The organism is Schleiferilactobacillus harbinensis DSM 16991, assembly GCF_000425885.1.
Classification (GTDB): domain Bacteria; phylum Bacillota; class Bacilli; order Lactobacillales; family Lactobacillaceae; genus Schleiferilactobacillus; species Schleiferilactobacillus harbinensis.
In genome coordinates this window covers 24,045-39,908 of the sequence record NZ_AUEH01000026.1, presented here as the reverse complement: position 1 = coordinate 39,908, position 15,864 = coordinate 24,045, and the positions used below count along the sequence as shown (strand labels likewise).

At 51.1% G+C, this 15,864-nt stretch carries 13 protein-coding genes and 1 pseudogene; 13 read left to right on the top strand and 1 reads right to left on the bottom strand.

Going from position 1 to position 15,864, the window contains the following annotated elements:
* A pseudogene (locus tag H627_RS17675) lies at positions 1–324 on the bottom strand (transposase); the annotation flags it as partial.
* On the opposite strand from H627_RS17675, the gene H627_RS17670 reads away from it, so the two are divergent.
* The 13 genes from H627_RS17670 to H627_RS0108980 all read left to right on the top strand — a co-directional run bounded on the left by H627_RS17670 (position 298) and on the right by H627_RS0108980 (position 15,748).
* Positions 298–585: a hypothetical protein gene (locus H627_RS17670; RefSeq protein ID WP_035440468.1), complete on the top strand. Its 288-nt coding sequence runs from the start codon at positions 298–300 to the stop codon at positions 583–585. The pseudogene H627_RS17675 and the gene H627_RS17670 sit on opposite strands and share 27 nt — an antisense overlap.
* A 131-nt stretch (positions 586–716) precedes the next feature.
* On the top strand, positions 717–2,375 hold the full coding sequence (locus H627_RS0109030; protein ID WP_027828703.1) for an FAD-dependent oxidoreductase: 1,659 nt from the start codon (positions 717–719) through the stop codon (positions 2,373–2,375).
* Between the two features lie 611 nt (positions 2,376–2,986).
* Positions 2,987–4,540, top strand: a complete 1,554-nt coding sequence (locus H627_RS0109025; protein WP_027828702.1) for a type 2 periplasmic-binding domain-containing protein — start codon at positions 2,987–2,989, stop codon at positions 4,538–4,540.
* A 78-nt stretch (positions 4,541–4,618) separates the two neighbouring features.
* Positions 4,619–5,230: an ABC transporter permease family protein gene (locus tag H627_RS20650; protein ID WP_226999209.1), complete on the top strand. Its 612-nt coding sequence runs from the start codon at positions 4,619–4,621 to the stop codon at positions 5,228–5,230.
* Positions 5,179–5,589: an ABC transporter permease subunit gene (locus H627_RS20645; RefSeq protein WP_226999210.1), complete on the top strand. Its 411-nt coding sequence runs from the start codon at positions 5,179–5,181 to the stop codon at positions 5,587–5,589. The genes H627_RS20650 and H627_RS20645 overlap by 52 nt, the downstream gene beginning before the upstream one ends.
* A 17-nt stretch (positions 5,590–5,606) precedes the next feature.
* A complete protein-coding gene (locus H627_RS0109015) occupies positions 5,607–6,506 on the top strand; it encodes a carbohydrate ABC transporter permease (RefSeq protein WP_051225313.1) in 900 nt (299 codons plus the stop codon).
* Positions 6,507–6,519: 13 nt separating this feature from the next.
* Positions 6,520–7,179, top strand: coding sequence for a YesL family protein (locus H627_RS0109010; protein ID WP_027828700.1), 660 nt, complete (start codon positions 6,520–6,522; stop codon positions 7,177–7,179).
* A complete protein-coding gene (locus H627_RS19260; RefSeq protein ID WP_027828699.1) occupies positions 7,176–8,105 on the top strand; it encodes a metallophosphoesterase family protein in 930 nt (309 codons plus the stop codon). The genes H627_RS0109010 and H627_RS19260 overlap by 4 nt, the downstream gene beginning before the upstream one ends.
* Before the next feature lie 150 nt (positions 8,106–8,255).
* Positions 8,256–9,242 (top strand): LacI family DNA-binding transcriptional regulator, encoded by a 987-nt coding sequence (locus tag H627_RS19255; RefSeq protein ID WP_051225312.1) that lies wholly within the window; start codon positions 8,256–8,258, stop codon positions 9,240–9,242.
* Between the two features lie 100 nt (positions 9,243–9,342).
* Positions 9,343–11,058: a heparinase II/III domain-containing protein gene (locus tag H627_RS17650; protein WP_051225311.1), complete on the top strand. Its 1,716-nt coding sequence runs from the start codon at positions 9,343–9,345 to the stop codon at positions 11,056–11,058.
* Positions 11,051–12,190, top strand: coding sequence for a glycoside hydrolase family 88 protein (locus tag H627_RS0108990; protein ID WP_081674820.1), 1,140 nt, complete (start codon positions 11,051–11,053; stop codon positions 12,188–12,190). The genes H627_RS17650 and H627_RS0108990 overlap by 8 nt, the downstream gene beginning before the upstream one ends.
* Before the next feature lie 241 nt (positions 12,191–12,431).
* Positions 12,432–13,637, top strand: a complete 1,206-nt coding sequence (locus H627_RS17645) for an RNA-guided endonuclease InsQ/TnpB family protein (protein ID WP_051225310.1) — start codon at positions 12,432–12,434, stop codon at positions 13,635–13,637.
* 164 nt (positions 13,638–13,801) lie between these two features.
* Complete coding sequence (locus tag H627_RS0108980; RefSeq protein WP_035440465.1) at positions 13,802–15,748, top strand: heparinase II/III domain-containing protein; 1,947 nt, start codon at positions 13,802–13,804, stop codon at positions 15,746–15,748.
* The last annotated feature ends 116 nt before the right edge of the window (positions 15,749–15,864 follow it).

The window sequence follows — 15,864 nt, the reverse complement described above, 5'->3', positions numbered from 1 at the left end:
ATAGTTAGTGATGATATTCTTGAGTTCATCAGCGTGACGCCCCATCAAAGCATCGTGGAGATCGATGTAGGTTTCATAAGCTGTTTTGAAGGCCGGAAACGTATCGGTTCCAATATCAATAGCGTTCTGTTCGGTCGAGTACTCATTCAGGCCGAAGAGGTAGCGGCTCTTTTGTGCGTCAGGGTTGGCCTTGTGGAATAGGCGCCATAGTGATTTCAGTACTTTATATTCCCGCGAATGCTTGTCGAGTTGCTTTAAACATTGAGTGCGAATGGTATCCATCGTCCGGCCCATTAATTGAATAATGTGGAACCGATCAATAATGGGTTTTCGCCGGATTCAAAAAAGCAGGACGCCATTGAAGCCCAGGATGAGCGCAATCGGGTGATTAACGAACGCAGCCGCGCGCAAACGATGCGCATCATGTTGGGCGTGCTGATTACCGTGAGCGTGCTGGGCGGGATCAGCTACATTTTTATCCGAACGGCCGTCATCTTAACAATTTTTGCTCTCGCAACGGCCCTGACGAACCTGTATTTCTACGTCTGGATCGGCACAACGGTGTACTACAATCGCAAGTTATAAGAAAATCGACGTCCCGATCAGGGTTGACCGCCAGTCAATCGGGGCATTAAAAGAAACTTGGCGCAGCTAATGATACAGCTTCTCGCCGCGGCATGGTATTGTACAAGTAATCAGAATGGAGGCTTGTTGAGATGAAAGTAGTCATTATTGGCGGCGTCGCTGGCGGTATGTCCGCAGCTACTCGCTTGCGCCGGTCGGACGAAACCGCAGAAATCGTGGTGTTGGAGAAGGGCCCTTATGTGTCCTTTGCCAATTGCGGGCTGCCTTATTATATTTCCGGGGAAATAACCGATCGGGATGATCTCATCGTTGAATCACCCCAAGCATTGCGGGATCGGTTCAACCTCATCGTGCGGTCGAATCATACGGTTACCGCCATTGATCCGCAACGCCAAATCGTGACCGGCATCACCGCTGGCCAGCCTTTTTCGGAGAGCTACGATAAACTGATTTTAGCCCCCGGCGCCAGTCCCGTCGTGCCGCCAATTCCAGGATTGAAAGAAGCCAAGAACGCCTTTGTGCTGCGCAATATCCCCGATTTGGACGACATCATGACTCACCTGCGCACCAATCAGCCGCGCCGCGCCCTCGTGGTCGGCGGCGGCTTCATCGGATTAGAAGTGGCCGAGAATCTGCGCAACCGCGGCTTGGCAGTGACGATCGTTGAGCAGGCGCCCCATCTTTTACCGCCGTTGGATGAAGAAATGGCCGCCTTCGTGCAGCGGGAGCTGACGAATCATGGTGTCCAAGTGATTACCGGGCAGGCTGTCACGGTGTTTACGGCCGGTGGCCAGCAGGCCCAACTGGCTGATGGCCGAACGCTGACCACTGATCTGACAATTCTTTCCGTCGGCGTTCGACCGAATACTGAGGTGGCCCAGCAAGCCGGCATTAAAACGGGCTTCAAGGGCGGAATCATCGTGGACGACCAGTATCAAACCAGCCAACCCAATATCTATGCCCTCGGCGACGCAATTCTCGTCACTCAGCAAATCACTGGCCAGCCAGCGCTGATCTCGTTGGCGTCGCCCGCGAATCGGGAAGGCCGGCAAGTGGCCGACGTGATCGCCGGATTGCCCCAAAGAAATCGCGGCAGCATCGGTACTGCCATCGTCCGGGTCTTCAATACGACCGCGGCAATGACCGGCCTCAGCGAACGTGCCGCTCAACAGGCCCAGCTGCCCATGCAAGTGGTGCACGTCCTCGGAAAAAACCATGCGGGGTATTTTCCAAACGCCACCGACTTGAACCTCAAGTTAGTGTTCAATCCGAAAACCGGTGAGCTATACGGTGCCCAAGCGGTCGGTCCTGACGGTGCGGATAAACGGATCGACGTCCTGGCTACGGCTATCAAGGGCCGCCTCACCGTCAGCGATCTGCCGGAATTGGAATTAACCTACGCGCCGCCATTCGGTTCGGCCAAAGATCCAGTGAACATGCTTGGTTATGCGGCAGAAAACCTCATGGCCGGACTGAGTGAGCACATTCAGTGGTATCAACTGGCGGATGCATTGGCTCGGGGAGCGATACTGCTGGATGTGCGTGATCCCGATGAAGTCGCCGAAGGTCATTTTCCCAAGGCCTTGAACATTCCCTTGAATGATCTGCGGGCTCGGCTTGGCGAGCTCGATCCGAGTCAGGCTTACATTGTGAGCTGCCGCAGCGGTCAGCGGGCGTATATTGCAGAACGGATCCTACGGCAGAATGGGTTTATGCATGTGCGCAATCTGGATGGGGCGTATCAGTTGTATCAAGCGGTGCGGCCTGACGACCTTATTTATCCGCAATAACCAGTGTAGGGCGCTGTTTCTTGAAAATTAGGAAGAGCGCTCTTTTCATGTCTTGAATGACGATTGCTCTGAAAACACCGTGTAAATTTATCCGGAACAAGATAAATAGCGACACTAATTTGTCCGAATAATGTTATATAGGGCTGCAACCATTGATACTATGATGAATAGTTCACTGACAGTTTCTATTAAACAACTTCGTTCTGGTGTTGACGAAAATCGCTTACATCTATACGCTTAAGATGCTTAAGCGCTTAAGTAGTTTGGCCAGCAACAATTGCTTCCTCAGGGTGCGGCGACCCGGCAAGGCAGCGGTTATTATTGGTGAGGGGGGCTATGCGAGCGCGCTTATCTTTCAGCCTTGGGAAAGCTTTTGGAACTGAGGAATGTTGCGTATCGCCGTATTGAAAAGCGGCTGACGCTATATTTGCGCGAGCGGTTCTTCGTTGTGCGGGCATGCAATGGATCAAGAAATAATGGCCTGATTGAATTGGGAGGATTCTTTGAGGCCAGTGATTTCCGCATTTATTTTCGTCACACCATTGCGTTATCTGCGAAACAAGGAAGAAGGCAACAGAGTGCAGGCGGCACTCTCAATGGAGGTAAAAATCATGAAGGCATCGAGCAAGATTGGACTGCTCATGGCAGCGGTTGGGGCAATGATTGGCCTGGCGGCTTGCGGATCGCAATCCGACACATCATCAAGCAGCAAAACGTTGACTCTGTGGTCAGATCAGGAGATTCCCGCTACTGTGGTTAAATCGTGGAAAGAATCACCCTTTCACACCCAGTTAGCAAAACAAACTAAAATCAAAGTAAATTGGCAGTTCCCTGCCAGTGGCGCAGATTTCAGCCAGGCATTCAATCTGTTAATTACACAGAAAAAATTGCCGGATATGATTTGGCACGGATTCTTAGGCAGCGCAGACCAAATGATCAGTGATGGCGTGCTCATGGATTTGAGCAAGGATCTGCCGAAGAAGGCGCCCCACTATTGGGCGTTTTTGAAGGCGCATCCTGAGTATATGCGAGCAATGAAGACGGATAGCGGCAAAATTTATATGGCCGGTTTCTTCCGAGAGACGCCGCAGCAAACAACCTTCATCGGTCCGGAAATTCGCCAGGATTGGCTGGACGCCAATAACCTGAAAATGCCAACGAATATTGCAGAATGGGAAAATGTGTTCAAAGTATTCCATGACAAATACAATGCCACTTTGGGTTTTGTCCCTGACTGGACCTTCAACCCAGGCTTTGCCGGTGCATTTGGAGCCCATGCCGGGCTGGATCCCAATTCCTATATCGATGGAAAAAAGGTGAAATTTGCCCAGACTCAGCCGGAGTGGAAGAATTACATTGCTTGGCTGCACAAGATGTATGCTGAAGGCTTGATCGATAAGGACTTTGTGACTGCTGACGGTAATTCTTTGCAAACTAAAGCGACGACCGATAAAGTTGGGGTTATTTTCAATCTGCAAAGTGTTGTTTCAAAACTCAATACCGCTGCAGCAAGTAACAAGTCCAGTGCGAAATGGGTTGGCGCGCCATATCCGAATCAAGCCAATGGCGAGAAACCGACCGCAATTTACATGATTGATATGTACAATACGCAGGGTGTTGGGATTACAACGTCCATTTCAAAAGATAAATTGGACGCCGCTTATAAGTGGATCGATTATCCTTATACTAAGGAGGGCCAATTATACTGGAATTATGGTGAAAAAGGCGTGTCTTGGGAAATGAAAGATGGCAAGCCGACCTTCACGGATAAGATGACGAAAGGTAAATATGACTTGCTGACCCAAACCCAATTGTATACCCGCAACACGGGGAACGGGCTGGGCGTCCAGCTGCTGGATATGATTCGTCAACGTACCGATGCGTCATCGTTTAACGCCGGCAAGACTTGGTACAACGGGAATAAACAGGTACGGCAGGCAATGTATCCTTCTGCCGTAAGTTATACCCGGCAGGAATCCAAAGAAATTGCCCAAATCATGAACACCATGGGGACCTATGTCAAAGAGCGGGCCATCAAGTTTATTACGGGTGAGCTGCCTATGAGTCAGTTTGATTCATTCATGACTGGGTTGAAAAAACAAGGTGTGGATCGGTATCTCAAGATTCAGCAGGATGCTTATGACCGTTACCTGAAACGGCAGTGACATCAGCAATCAGCTGCTTGTTCGGGGGAAGGAGCAGTTCGCTACTGCTCCTTTTCTTTCGATTAAGGGGGAACAAAAATGGAAGCACAAGTACCGACCAATCAGAAGCCAAGTTCTTTGTCACCGGTAGTGCAGAAGCCGCCCTTCTCGGCGCGGGTCAAAGATGACTGGCACGATAATAAGATCAAGTATTTAATGGCGCTCCCAGTTATTATCTACTTTCTGATTTTCTCTTATAAACCCATGTACGGCTTGCTGATGGTATTCCAGGACTATACACCGCGTCTGGGTATCAGCGGCAGCACATGGATCGGCTTTGACAACTTTGTTCGATTTTTCAACGACCCGAATGCGACCCGAATTGTCGTCAATACGTTTAATATTAGTATTTGGAGCTTGATTTTTGGCTTTCCGGCGCCAATTATTCTGGCCCTGCTGATCAACGAGATCAAGAACAAAGTCTTCAAACGAACTGTCCAGACAATTTCGTACATGCCTTACTTCATCTCGCTGGTAGTGATGTGCAGTCTGATCAAGTTCTTTACGCAATCAGACGGACTGATTCCTGACTTTCTAGCTTTCTTCGGAGTTCAACGAACCAATCTACTGGCATCACCGGGTGCCTTTATACCGATTATGTGCTTTCGGGAATTTGGCAAGGGGTTGGTTGGGATTCGATTATCTATTTAGCGGCTCTGTCTGGCATCAACTCTGAATTGTATGAGTCCGCCCGGATCGATGGGGCGAGTCGGTTACAGCAGATGTGGCACGTGACATTACCGGGCCTGCAACCCACTATTATCATATTGCTGATTCTGAGAATGGGCAGCTTGCTGAGTGTTGGTTTTGAGAAGATCCTGCTACTCTATTCTCCATCAACGTATTCTGTGGCCGATGTCATCTCGACGTACGTGTATCGGATGGGTATTCTGAACGCCGATTACAGCTATTCAGCAGCCATTGGTTTATTAAATACTTTGGTCAATGTCACTTTGCTGCTGATCACCAATCGGATCGCCCGGAAAGCAACCGGCCACGGCCTGTTCTAGAGAAGGAGGTATGAGCTATGTTGGTGCGGTCCAAGGAACTATTGCAGGAAACAACCGGTGATCGAATCTTTGGGGTATTCAATACAGGCTTTATGGTGCTGCTCATTATTGCCTGCCTGTATCCCATCTGGTATGTCATTTGCGCGTCGTTTTCCAGCAGTGGGGCAATTCAGGCTAATGTCGGCAAACTGTTATGGCCTAAGAATTTCAATTTTGGCGCGTATAAAATGGCGCTGCAGCATCCATTGATCTCGTCGGGCTTTAGAAATATTTTCCTGATTTTACTTGGCTCGCTGCCGCTGCAAATGGTCATGACGATTCTATGCGGGTATTTTATGGCAGCCCGCCGGGTCATGTTTAAAAAATATATCGTCGGCATGTTCATGTTTACGATGTTTTTCAGCGGTGGGCTAATTCCCAGCTTTTTGAACCAGAAGAGTTTGGGCCTGTATGACAACCTGTGGGCTCTGATCATTCCCGGCGCGTTGAGTTTGTACAATGCGATCATTTGTAAATCGGCTATTGATGGTATTCCCAACAGCTTATTTGAATCAGCGTACATCGACGGAGCAAATGACTTTACAGTCCTGACAAAAATCGTAATTCCGTTGATCAAACCGACGTTGGCGGTTTTGCTATTGTATTACGGCGTTGGTACGTGGAACAACTGGTTCAGCGCGTCGATCCTTATTGAGAACAACAATTTGCTGCCGATTCAAAATATTCTGCGGGCGGTGCTGTTGGCTAATGATCAGACGCTCAATTCCGCTGCGGCCAATACGAACGACATCAATACTTTTGCGGAAACGATCAAGTATGCGGCCATTGTCATTTCTACCGTCCCCATTTTGATGATCTATCCATTTTTACAAAAGTATTTTGTCAAAGGCGTCATGATCGGTTCCGTCAAAGAATAGGGGGGCCAGGCTGATGCGTATTTTTACGGATCAAAATAATAAAGTATATCAGTTCATGGGCCGCTTGGTGGATTTGTTTATCTTGAATGTGCTCTTCATTTTGACATCCCTGCCAGTGGTCACCATTGGCGCGAGCCGTGTAGCTTTGGCGACGGTGTCGATCAAGCTGCACCAAGGAACGAACGAGTTTGTCGTGACCACCTATCTAAGGGCTTGGCTCAGCAATTTCGGGCGCGGCACAGCGTTATTCGGGGTCAATCTGATCGCTGGAACATTGCTCCTTGGCGCGTACCGTTTACTGCCGCTCCTGCCATTACTTGGCTATTTGATTAGCGTAGTGGGAATTTTGACAGCGTTATTCATTTTCATTCCGGCAAGTCTCTACAGCTTTGCTTATGCCGCTTATTGCGATGACGGTTTTTGGCCGACGCTCCGGGCTTGTCTGTTGGTGACCCTAATCAAGTGGCAAAACAGTCTCATTCTGGTGGTTGGTTTCGTGGCCCTCGTGTGCCTGATTACATTCAGTTTCTTTGGCGCATTATTGGTTGGCTTTGGCTTAATTACGATTGGATTTTCCGGTTTGGCAGTGATCCTGGCCGGTATTTTCCGCCGGAGTTTCCAGCCTTTTGAAGGAAATCGCCACCAGCATCAGGCAAAGGAGCTTCAGCTATGAGTCCAGAATTGCAGTTTTTCATGATTACCGATACGCATGCGGCTGCTCGGCCGACCGCGGGAGTTAGTAATGCTGATATCGCCATAGCTGTTCAAAACATGCGCAAGATTGCACCAGCGGCATTACTGATTCATGGCGGTGATTATACGACGATGTCTGAAGCGGACGTCTTTGCTGAGCAATTACAGATTTATGCCGCCGCTGGTTTTCCTGCCTATCAATGTACGCTGGGTAATCACGATGTCCGCGGACGCAAGAATGGTCAGGCAGAACGGCCAGATGCCCAAGGGTGGTTGGATGATTGGAAGATCGATTGGCGACCTGAAACTGATCGTTTGGCTGATGTGCGGTTTGCACCATGGCGGGAAACAACCCGCATTTTTCAAGATTTTCAAACCGAAGTTAATGGTGGTGCACAACTTTATGGTCAAATTGCAGTGGATGGTTTTCGTATCCTCCGTCTGTGTACTGAACGACCGTTAAAAGATCAGTGCTGGCTATCATCGGAACAGCTGACTTGGTTGGATCAGTCACTAGCAGCCATCCGCCAAGAGAGTACCCGACCAATTGTTGTTATTTCCCATCAGGCGCTGACGGGGACCCATTCACGTTCTGAAGAATACGGCGGTTTTGGCGAACAAGACAGCCAGGTCAAAGAAATACTGGGCCGTTACTCGGAGATTGTTTTCCTGTCTGGGCACATCCACAACGGTTTAGGCGTCGCAAAAGTATTGCAGGCCCCCTTTGGCTTGCTGGTTGATGTACCGTCATACACCACTCCTGATGTAGGATTGCCAATGGCTGGCATATGTATTCTGGCGACGCTCACCCCGACCATGTTGCGGATTGAGCCATATTTTATCGGTACCGAGCAGTCACCTGATGCGCGACTGCTGAAGGAATACCAAACGGTGCTAGCAATTTAGCGAATGGTGTTTGCTTGCCTAAGGCCGTCTGCTTGGACATAATAATTGGAATGCTTAACCTGGATCGGACTTACTCAGGAAAATATGAATTACTGGTAGGTTCACGGGTTAACTGACCAATTCAAAAATCTGATCAAGTTGGAGACGACGATGAAACATATCACAATGAAAGATATTGCCAAAGAGGCAGGTGTATCACTCGCAACAGTGTCTTACGCATTAAACGGAAACACTGGAGTCAGTGCAGCGATGCGACAGAAGATACTGCAAATCGCAGAAGAGTTTCAGTATGTGCCCCATATGTCGGCACAAATTTTAGCCCGCAAGACGACGCCGATCGTGTGCGGTTTAGTCCGTTCGTTTTCTGGTGTCTTCAGTAACGAGCTCTGGGACGAGATGCAGGACGAGTTTCAAAAAGCCGGCTATCTTTTGGTGGCTGTCAATCGATTGCTGCCTGAGTTGATTGGGTCTGATCTATTTCGGGGAATCGTTGTGCTTGATTTTGATATCACCGACCAAGAACAGGCAATCATTGATGCCCTGCATGCACCCACCGTGTATTTGGTGGGTACCCATTCGCCTGCCAAAGCACAAGTAATGATGGATAACCAACAAGCAATTACTCTGGCATATGGTGAATTGGCAAAAAGTGTTCATCAGCGCCTTTGCATTCTCAGTGGTAGAGAGACTTCTATCAATAATTATGAACGGCTCAACACGGTTAAAAAACTATACAGTCGGGATCACCCGGGAACCGACGTAGATTCGGTGGTGTTCAGTGCGGATTTTTCGTACGCGAATGCTTATGATATGAGTGCCGATCTGTTGGCTCGGTTTGATTCTTTTCTGTGTTTCAACGATGTGATGGCCATGGCCATCTACAAGGGCGCCTTTGAAAAGGGACTGGTAGTCGGGCGTGATCTTTCCATCAGTGGATTCGATAACAGTATTCTGGCATTCAGTGCCTCCCCCGGGTTAACCTCCGTAGGCTTTGATGGCCATCAGTGGGCTCAGGAGGCGGTCCACCAATTCAAGGCTGCCGTGCGCCATGGGTCCGATAATATACCAGCAACGTTAATTTCACCGACAATGAACGTCAGGGAGTCGATCCGGTACAAAGAGATTAGCGAGAATTGACAAAAGGTTTTGACTCGGCTCTCGCTGTGGTGGTGGGAAAGGGAGACTTTTTCTCAGAGTGATTTAGCCAGAAAGGGCTTGGAAGGGAGTGACGCGGTCCGTGTTAACTATCAAAGGTCTGCATAATCCATTGACAGGTGCAATACATCAACAAGCAATTGAGGAACGAAAGCGGCCATTACCGGAATTAACGTTGGCGGACTTTCTAGCGTTTAAGCGTACAGGGGACCGGGCGGCCTATGAGCAAGCGTATTTTGCCCGTCGCCGCCGGCTCAGCGTATTTGGCACGGCGTGGCTGCTCGATCCAACGGAGGATAATAGTGCGGCATTAGCTGATATTCTTTGGTCAGTCTGCCAGGAACCGACCTGGGCCTTGCCGGCTCACTTCTTTAAAGCTGACGGGGATGGTCTCAAGGCACCGGGTGCGTTTGCTTCGTTCTTAGATCTCTTTGCAGCCGAAACCGGTCAGACGGTGGCATATTTGCTTGCGGCGGCACAGGATCACTTGCCGCCGGAGCTGACGGCCTGGGTGCGCTATGAATTGCAGCGCCGGATTTTCACTCCTTTTTTAACACAGGATTGGCAGTGGCTGTATCGGCACAATAATTGGGCGGCAGTCTGTTCGGGGTCCATCGGAATGGCAGCTTTAAGTTATTATTCTGGTCAATCGCCGGAACTGGCAAAAATACTGGCGAAAGTGTCAGTGGGCATGCAAAATTTCTTGGCTGGTTTCGGACCAGATGGCGCCAGTGAAGAAGGAATTGATTACTGGGCGTACGGTTTTGGCTATTATATTTACTTCGCTGCGCAGCTAGCTCGACAGACTGGTGATAATCATTATTTGAGTGCTCCCAAGGTCAAATTAATTGCGCGTTTTCCGTACGCAGCCAGTTTATTTCCTAGATACTATGTGAAATTTGGAGACACACCGACGCGTACCCCTGACTTGCCCAGCGGCTTGCTCAGTTACTGTACGCGGCATTTAGGGGCACCATTGCCTGCGCCAATTCATTATAGTGCGTTAGACAAAAACGGACGGTTTGCGGTATTGCTGCACAACTTGGCCTGGACCGATGAAACTTTGCCAACGACCCCCTTGGCCGCTGAAACGACACTGGCGACAGTGTCTTGGCGGTTGAGCCGAAGAAAAGATTGGGCGTTAGCGAGTAAAGCAGGAAACAACGGTGTTTCCCACAACCACAATGATATTGGCAGCTGGGAACTACTCACATCCACAATGCCGGTAGTTACCGAGTTGGGGTCAGGCGAATACACCCGCGACTATTTTGATGATCATAAACGGTATCAACTGCTCGAACCGCGCAGTTTGGGGCATAGTGTTCCACTGATCAATGGCCATGAACAAATTGCAGGGGTGGGTGCGCGAGGTACATTACAAACGCCTGCTGCAGATGAGACAATTATTGATTATGCAGCGGCATACCCATCAGCTGCTCGAGTGGTAAGTTTGACACGGACTTTTCTGACCCGAACAAATATGATCCTAATTACAGATACGACTGAATTTACTACTGCCGAGAACAGTTTCAGTGAAGTTTTGATTCTGCCAACAATGCCGCTGCGTATTCCCGGCCAGGATAATTGCTGGCAATTGGCTGCTGATTGGCAGCTTCAAGTCAGTGCCGGCGGTCAGTCTGTAGTTGAGAAATTGACTACACAGGATCATTTGGGCCAGTCGTATCATGTTTTTCGCCTGCGAATCACATACCAGTTTGGGAAAACAGGACGAGTAATGCTGCAATTGTCACTGCCACAAACCAGCGCACAGCGACATGAGGAGGATAACAATGCTTGAAGACAAGACACGCTATATCGACACTACTCCCGGTTGGGCCACAGCCGCCTGGGACAAAAGCCTAACCAAATATCAGCAAATGGTTCCCCGAATCGGTTCAAAAATCCCTTATATTCCGGAAAACGGCCGTTACACCGACAAAGGCGAAGATACCTATTGGTGGACCAATGGCTTCTATGCCGGCCTATTGTGGGAACTATACGCCCGCACCAAGGACCCGCAGTTCAAGGCCGCGGCCCGCGTTCAGGCGGACCGATTAGATGAACCGCTCCATGGGTTTGTCGGCCTGCACCACGACGTCGGCTTCATGTGGCTCCATGCCGGTGTGGCGGACTATCGCTTAACGGAAAACGAGGCGGGTAAAGTCCGGGGACTGATTGCGGCCAATATTCTGGAGGGCCGTTACAATCCCACTGGCCGCTACCTGGTATCGTGGAACGAAAATCGGCCCGGGTGGGTGATCATCGACAGCCTGATGAACATCAACATCTTGTATTGGGCCAGCCAAGTGACGGGCGATCTTCGCTTCACCCAAATGGCGGTGGCCCACGCGGACACGGTGTTGGCCAACCACCTGCGCCCGGATGGCTCGGTGTATCACATCGTGGCCTTCGATCCAGATACCGGCGCAGTGGCGGATCGTCCCCAAGGGCAGGGGTATGCCCCGGAGTCTTCCTGGACCCGGGGGCAGGCTTGGGCTATTTACGGCTTTGCGCTGAGTTACTTGCATACCGGCGATCCGCGTTATTTGGCCGCCAGCAAGCGGGTGGCCAACTACTTCTTGGCCAATACCGCGGCGGTGGGGGACGAAGTGGTCGTTGATTTCCGCGCGCCGGCCACGCCGGTGTACACTGATACCAGTGCCGCCGTGATCGCGGCCAATGGTTTGCTGCTGTTGGGTCAAGTCAGTGATGCCGGGGACCAAGCGCTGTATCGGGACGGCGGCGTGCGCCTGCTGAAGCACGTCACGGACAACCACACGGATTTTGATCCGGCTGCCGATGGCATCGTCCAGGGCGCCACGGCCATGTACCACAGTGCAGAGGAGCGGGACGTGAATATGATCTACGCGGATTTCTTCTACATTGAAGCATTGCTGAAATTGCAGAACGATCCGTTCCTAATCTGGTAGACTGATGGTGGCGGCGCTTTCTTATGGAGCGGCCGCCACCATTTTTGGAAGGAGGATGGGAATGATTGCTGATTAGGCCATCAAATGTAACCAACGATAATCAAAGACCATCAGGAGCCTAGACCGTTTTGTATCATATTCCGCCTCTTTTCTGACTGATTCTTGATACAAATTGGTGAGCGCAAAAAAAGACAAACGTATATTCGATTTAGTATCCTTGATACATGAGGAGGTGAATCGAATGCCAATCAAAACCCACAAAATCCGAATTTACCCCAACGCCGAAATGGTCACGGTTATCACTGAACTGATGGACTACAACCGTTTCTGCTGGAACAAAGGGCTAGAGACTTGGAACGGAATGTACGAAGAATCGCTGCTCATGAAGAACAAGAAACTGCGACCCAGTGGGCGTAAAGTGCGCAACGAACTGGTGAAGAGCAAAGCCGACTGGCAGTACCAGATGTCAGCGCGCGTGCTCCAAACCGCAGTCCATCGGTTGCATCAGGCCTGGCAGAACTTCTTTAATCCGAACATGCCGGATGCCCGCAAGCCTAAGTTTCACAGTAAGCGAGATCTCAAGCAGAGTTTTACGACCGACCGGGGGGTAGTGAACGGGAAGTTTCTGACCCTGGATCAGCCTCGCGAAAGCACTCACCGCTTCACCAAGATCAAGATGGCTGAGACCCTGCGTTTTACTGGCGAGATCAAAACCGTGACGATAACCAAGCGCGGTAACAAATTCTATGCCAGTATCACCGTCTTAGTTGAGGATCTGCCCCGGCCGGTCTTTACCAACAGCTGGGATATCGTTGGCGTCGACGTCAACGTGGGCCACTTCAGCTGGAACGGTGGCGAAGTAAACACCTTCACTCCCAGGATGGCGGCTCTGCATCAGCGCATTAAGGTTTACCAAAAGCGCTTGAATCGGAAACGACGGGACAATCCCCACCATTTCCGGTCCAAGAACTATCAACGGTTGAAGGCTAAACTGAATCGGACTTATGAGCAGGTCTACGCTTTGCAGGATGACTTGATTCATCAGTTCAGCCACCAAATCATCCGGGATTACGCCGCTCCTTGCTTGGAGGATCTCAACGTCCGATCCATGATGATGGATAAGAAAAAGGTCAAAAGCCTGCAGCGCAGTCTCTTCCGCCGGTTCCGCACAGCGGTTGAATACAAGTCGCTTTGGCACCATCGCCGCCTAGTGATCGCGGACCGTTTCTATCCGTCGACCCAGCGCTGTTCCAACTGCGGTTACATCAAAACCGAAAACAGTTACGGCGGCAAGATGACGCTCCAAGGCGACAGCATTTATCATCAGCATGACGTGTACCGCTGTTATGAATGCGGGCTGGTCATCAACCGGGATGAAAATGCGGTCCAGAATTTAATCGCATTTGCGGCGGGGCCACCGCCAGAATGGGCAACCATTCAGAGATGATTCTCCAGTCGGTCACTGTCCCAGCTGGCTTGTTCAGCTGGGGGAATATCGGCGTTTTGACGAAATCGATTAAACACTGTCCTCTTGATGGTCTAAATTTGAAGCAACACTATAGACCAGATGTGTATGCATTTGAGGACATTTTAGAAAGCAGCAAACAAGTCATGGCAATTGAAGAAAGTTGGCCGCAGCAGGTCCAGCACTTGATCGCCCAGCGGCGATTAGACCCGGCGGCCGCCATCGAGAACGCCGACCGCGTGATGCAGCGGGAGTTCATTTATGATCATCCCTACGATATGGAGCCGACCAATGTGGTTTACCACATGGACCCCATCACGTGGCAGCAGACGCCCAACGGCGATCCGGAGTGGCTGTATATGTTGAAACGGCAGGAATATTTGCTGGATCTCTTGCTGGCCAGCCAGGCGCAGGATGATCCAAAGTATCTGGCAGATGCCAAGACCCTGATCATCGCCTGGATCGACGCCAATCTGACGCTGCCGAAGACGTGGCGGACAATTGATACCGGCATCCGGCTGATGAATTGGGCGCCGGTGGTGGAGGCGTTAATGCAGGCAGAAATGCTCACGGCGGCCGACCAAGCCAAGATTCAAGATGTCGTGACTCAGCAGATGGCCTATCTGCGTGCGCATTTCACCGACCACTATCTGCTATCCAACTGGGGCGTGCTGATCGTTACCGGCCCCCTGGTCTACGGCGTGCTGCATCCGGGGTCCTTGACCGCCGAGGATATGCAGTGGGCGATGCAGGAATTAGAGACCATGTGCGATTTGCAGATCACCGATGACGGCGTTCATTGGGAGCAATCGGCGTTGTACTTCTTGGAGGTTTGGCGGGATCTGTTGGCGGTGCAGATTGCCTTTGACCGCTATCGCCGACCAGTACCGGAGCTGGTGACCCGCAAGCTGCTGGCGATGGACGACTTTGCCGCCCAGTATGTACTGCCGAATCACCAGTTGCGGCAGGTTGGGGATAGTGATGCGGTCCAGATCGACAGACTGATCCAGACAGCCAACATGTGTCTGCATCGCACCACGCCGCTCACGCCCCATATGGCGCCGATGCTGGACTATCTCTTAGTCAGCATTGGCCACCTGAGTCATTTCCATCTCACTGATTTCAACTATTACCCGATCCACAAGGTCGTGGACAGTCCAGCCAGCGGGAATTACTTCGGCCGCTCCTCGTGGGAAAGCGACGCGGATTACTGGCATGTGATCAACGGCAATATCGGCAGCGGTCACGGTCACGCCAACCTCGGCCACTTCGATCTGGTGTTGGGCGGGCAGTCCGTCGTGGTTGATCCCGGCCGCTACACTTACGTGGACAGTCCGGAGCGGCGGGCGCTGAAGGATGCCGCCGCGCACAACACGGTCCTGCTTAATGGCGAAAACTACGATCCGCCGACAGACAGCTGGTCGTTCCAATCTTTAGCTGAACCTCAGGCCGGCATGGTTTTCCATGGGCCGGGTTTGAGCGTCGTGACCAGTATTTACCGCGTCGCGCCTGCTGGCGGGACTCCGGGGACCATCACCCGCCAGTTTATCTGGCTGACGGAAGAACATACCTGGATCGCCCTGGATAGTGCGGTGGCGGCGGGGGAAAACCAGATGACGATTCCGCTGAACTTTGCGCCAGAGTTGACTGTGACGGCTCAGGGGGCTGGACATTGGCAGGCTGGGTCAACCACCATCATCAGTCATGCCGCCGGCGGTACCGTCAGCGATGAACTGTATTCGCCCAAGTATAACCAGTTGAGCAAGTTGCAGCGGCTGACGCTGACCCAGGATTTCACAGACCAGGGCTTCAACGACCTGGTCATCGCGCCGACGGGTATCTGGCAGGACGTCTCGCTGCTGACGTCGCGTCAGGCTGGCAATACGTCCGCCCAAGTGGTTGATCCGCGATATTGTTACGGCGTACGGCTGACCACCCCGCGGGGCGACAAGCTCTACGTGGTATGGCAGAAAGAAAACACCACGGTCGGTGATCTATTGTACTTCGTGGATGATATTCCAGTGTTTGGTAATTTGACCGTGATTCGTCAGGATCATACCGGGCAGATCAGTCGCCAGATCGTGCGTCTGTAATTTTGGATTAGAAAATGCGTGCCCCCGCAATTGGGAAGCACGCATTTTTGGGGTATTCAGTGTTTGATATCTCGCCAGCGAGTTTTTATCTACGCCATTTCGGCCAATTTGGCGTA

Coding starts and splice junctions, on each gene's coding strand:
- H627_RS17645 (WP_051225310.1), top strand. CDS start 12,432: ATGCCAATCAAAACCCACAAAATCCGAATTTACCCCAACGCCGAAATG.
- H627_RS0109030 (WP_027828703.1), top strand. CDS start 717: ATGAAAGTAGTCATTATTGGCGGCGTCGCTGGCGGTATGTCCGCAGCT.
- H627_RS20650 (WP_226999209.1), top strand. CDS start 4,619: ATGGAAGCACAAGTACCGACCAATCAGAAGCCAAGTTCTTTGTCACCG.
- H627_RS0108990 (WP_081674820.1), top strand. CDS start 11,051: ATGCTTGAAGACAAGACACGCTATATCGACACTACTCCCGGTTGGGCC.
- H627_RS0108980 (WP_035440465.1), top strand. CDS start 13,802: ATGGCAATTGAAGAAAGTTGGCCGCAGCAGGTCCAGCACTTGATCGCC.
- H627_RS19255 (WP_051225312.1), top strand. CDS start 8,256: ATGAAACATATCACAATGAAAGATATTGCCAAAGAGGCAGGTGTATCA.
- H627_RS19260 (WP_027828699.1), top strand. CDS start 7,176: ATGAGTCCAGAATTGCAGTTTTTCATGATTACCGATACGCATGCGGCT.
- H627_RS0109025 (WP_027828702.1), top strand. CDS start 2,987: ATGAAGGCATCGAGCAAGATTGGACTGCTCATGGCAGCGGTTGGGGCA.
- H627_RS0109010 (WP_027828700.1), top strand. CDS start 6,520: ATGCGTATTTTTACGGATCAAAATAATAAAGTATATCAGTTCATGGGC.
- H627_RS0109015 (WP_051225313.1), top strand. CDS start 5,607: ATGTTGGTGCGGTCCAAGGAACTATTGCAGGAAACAACCGGTGATCGA.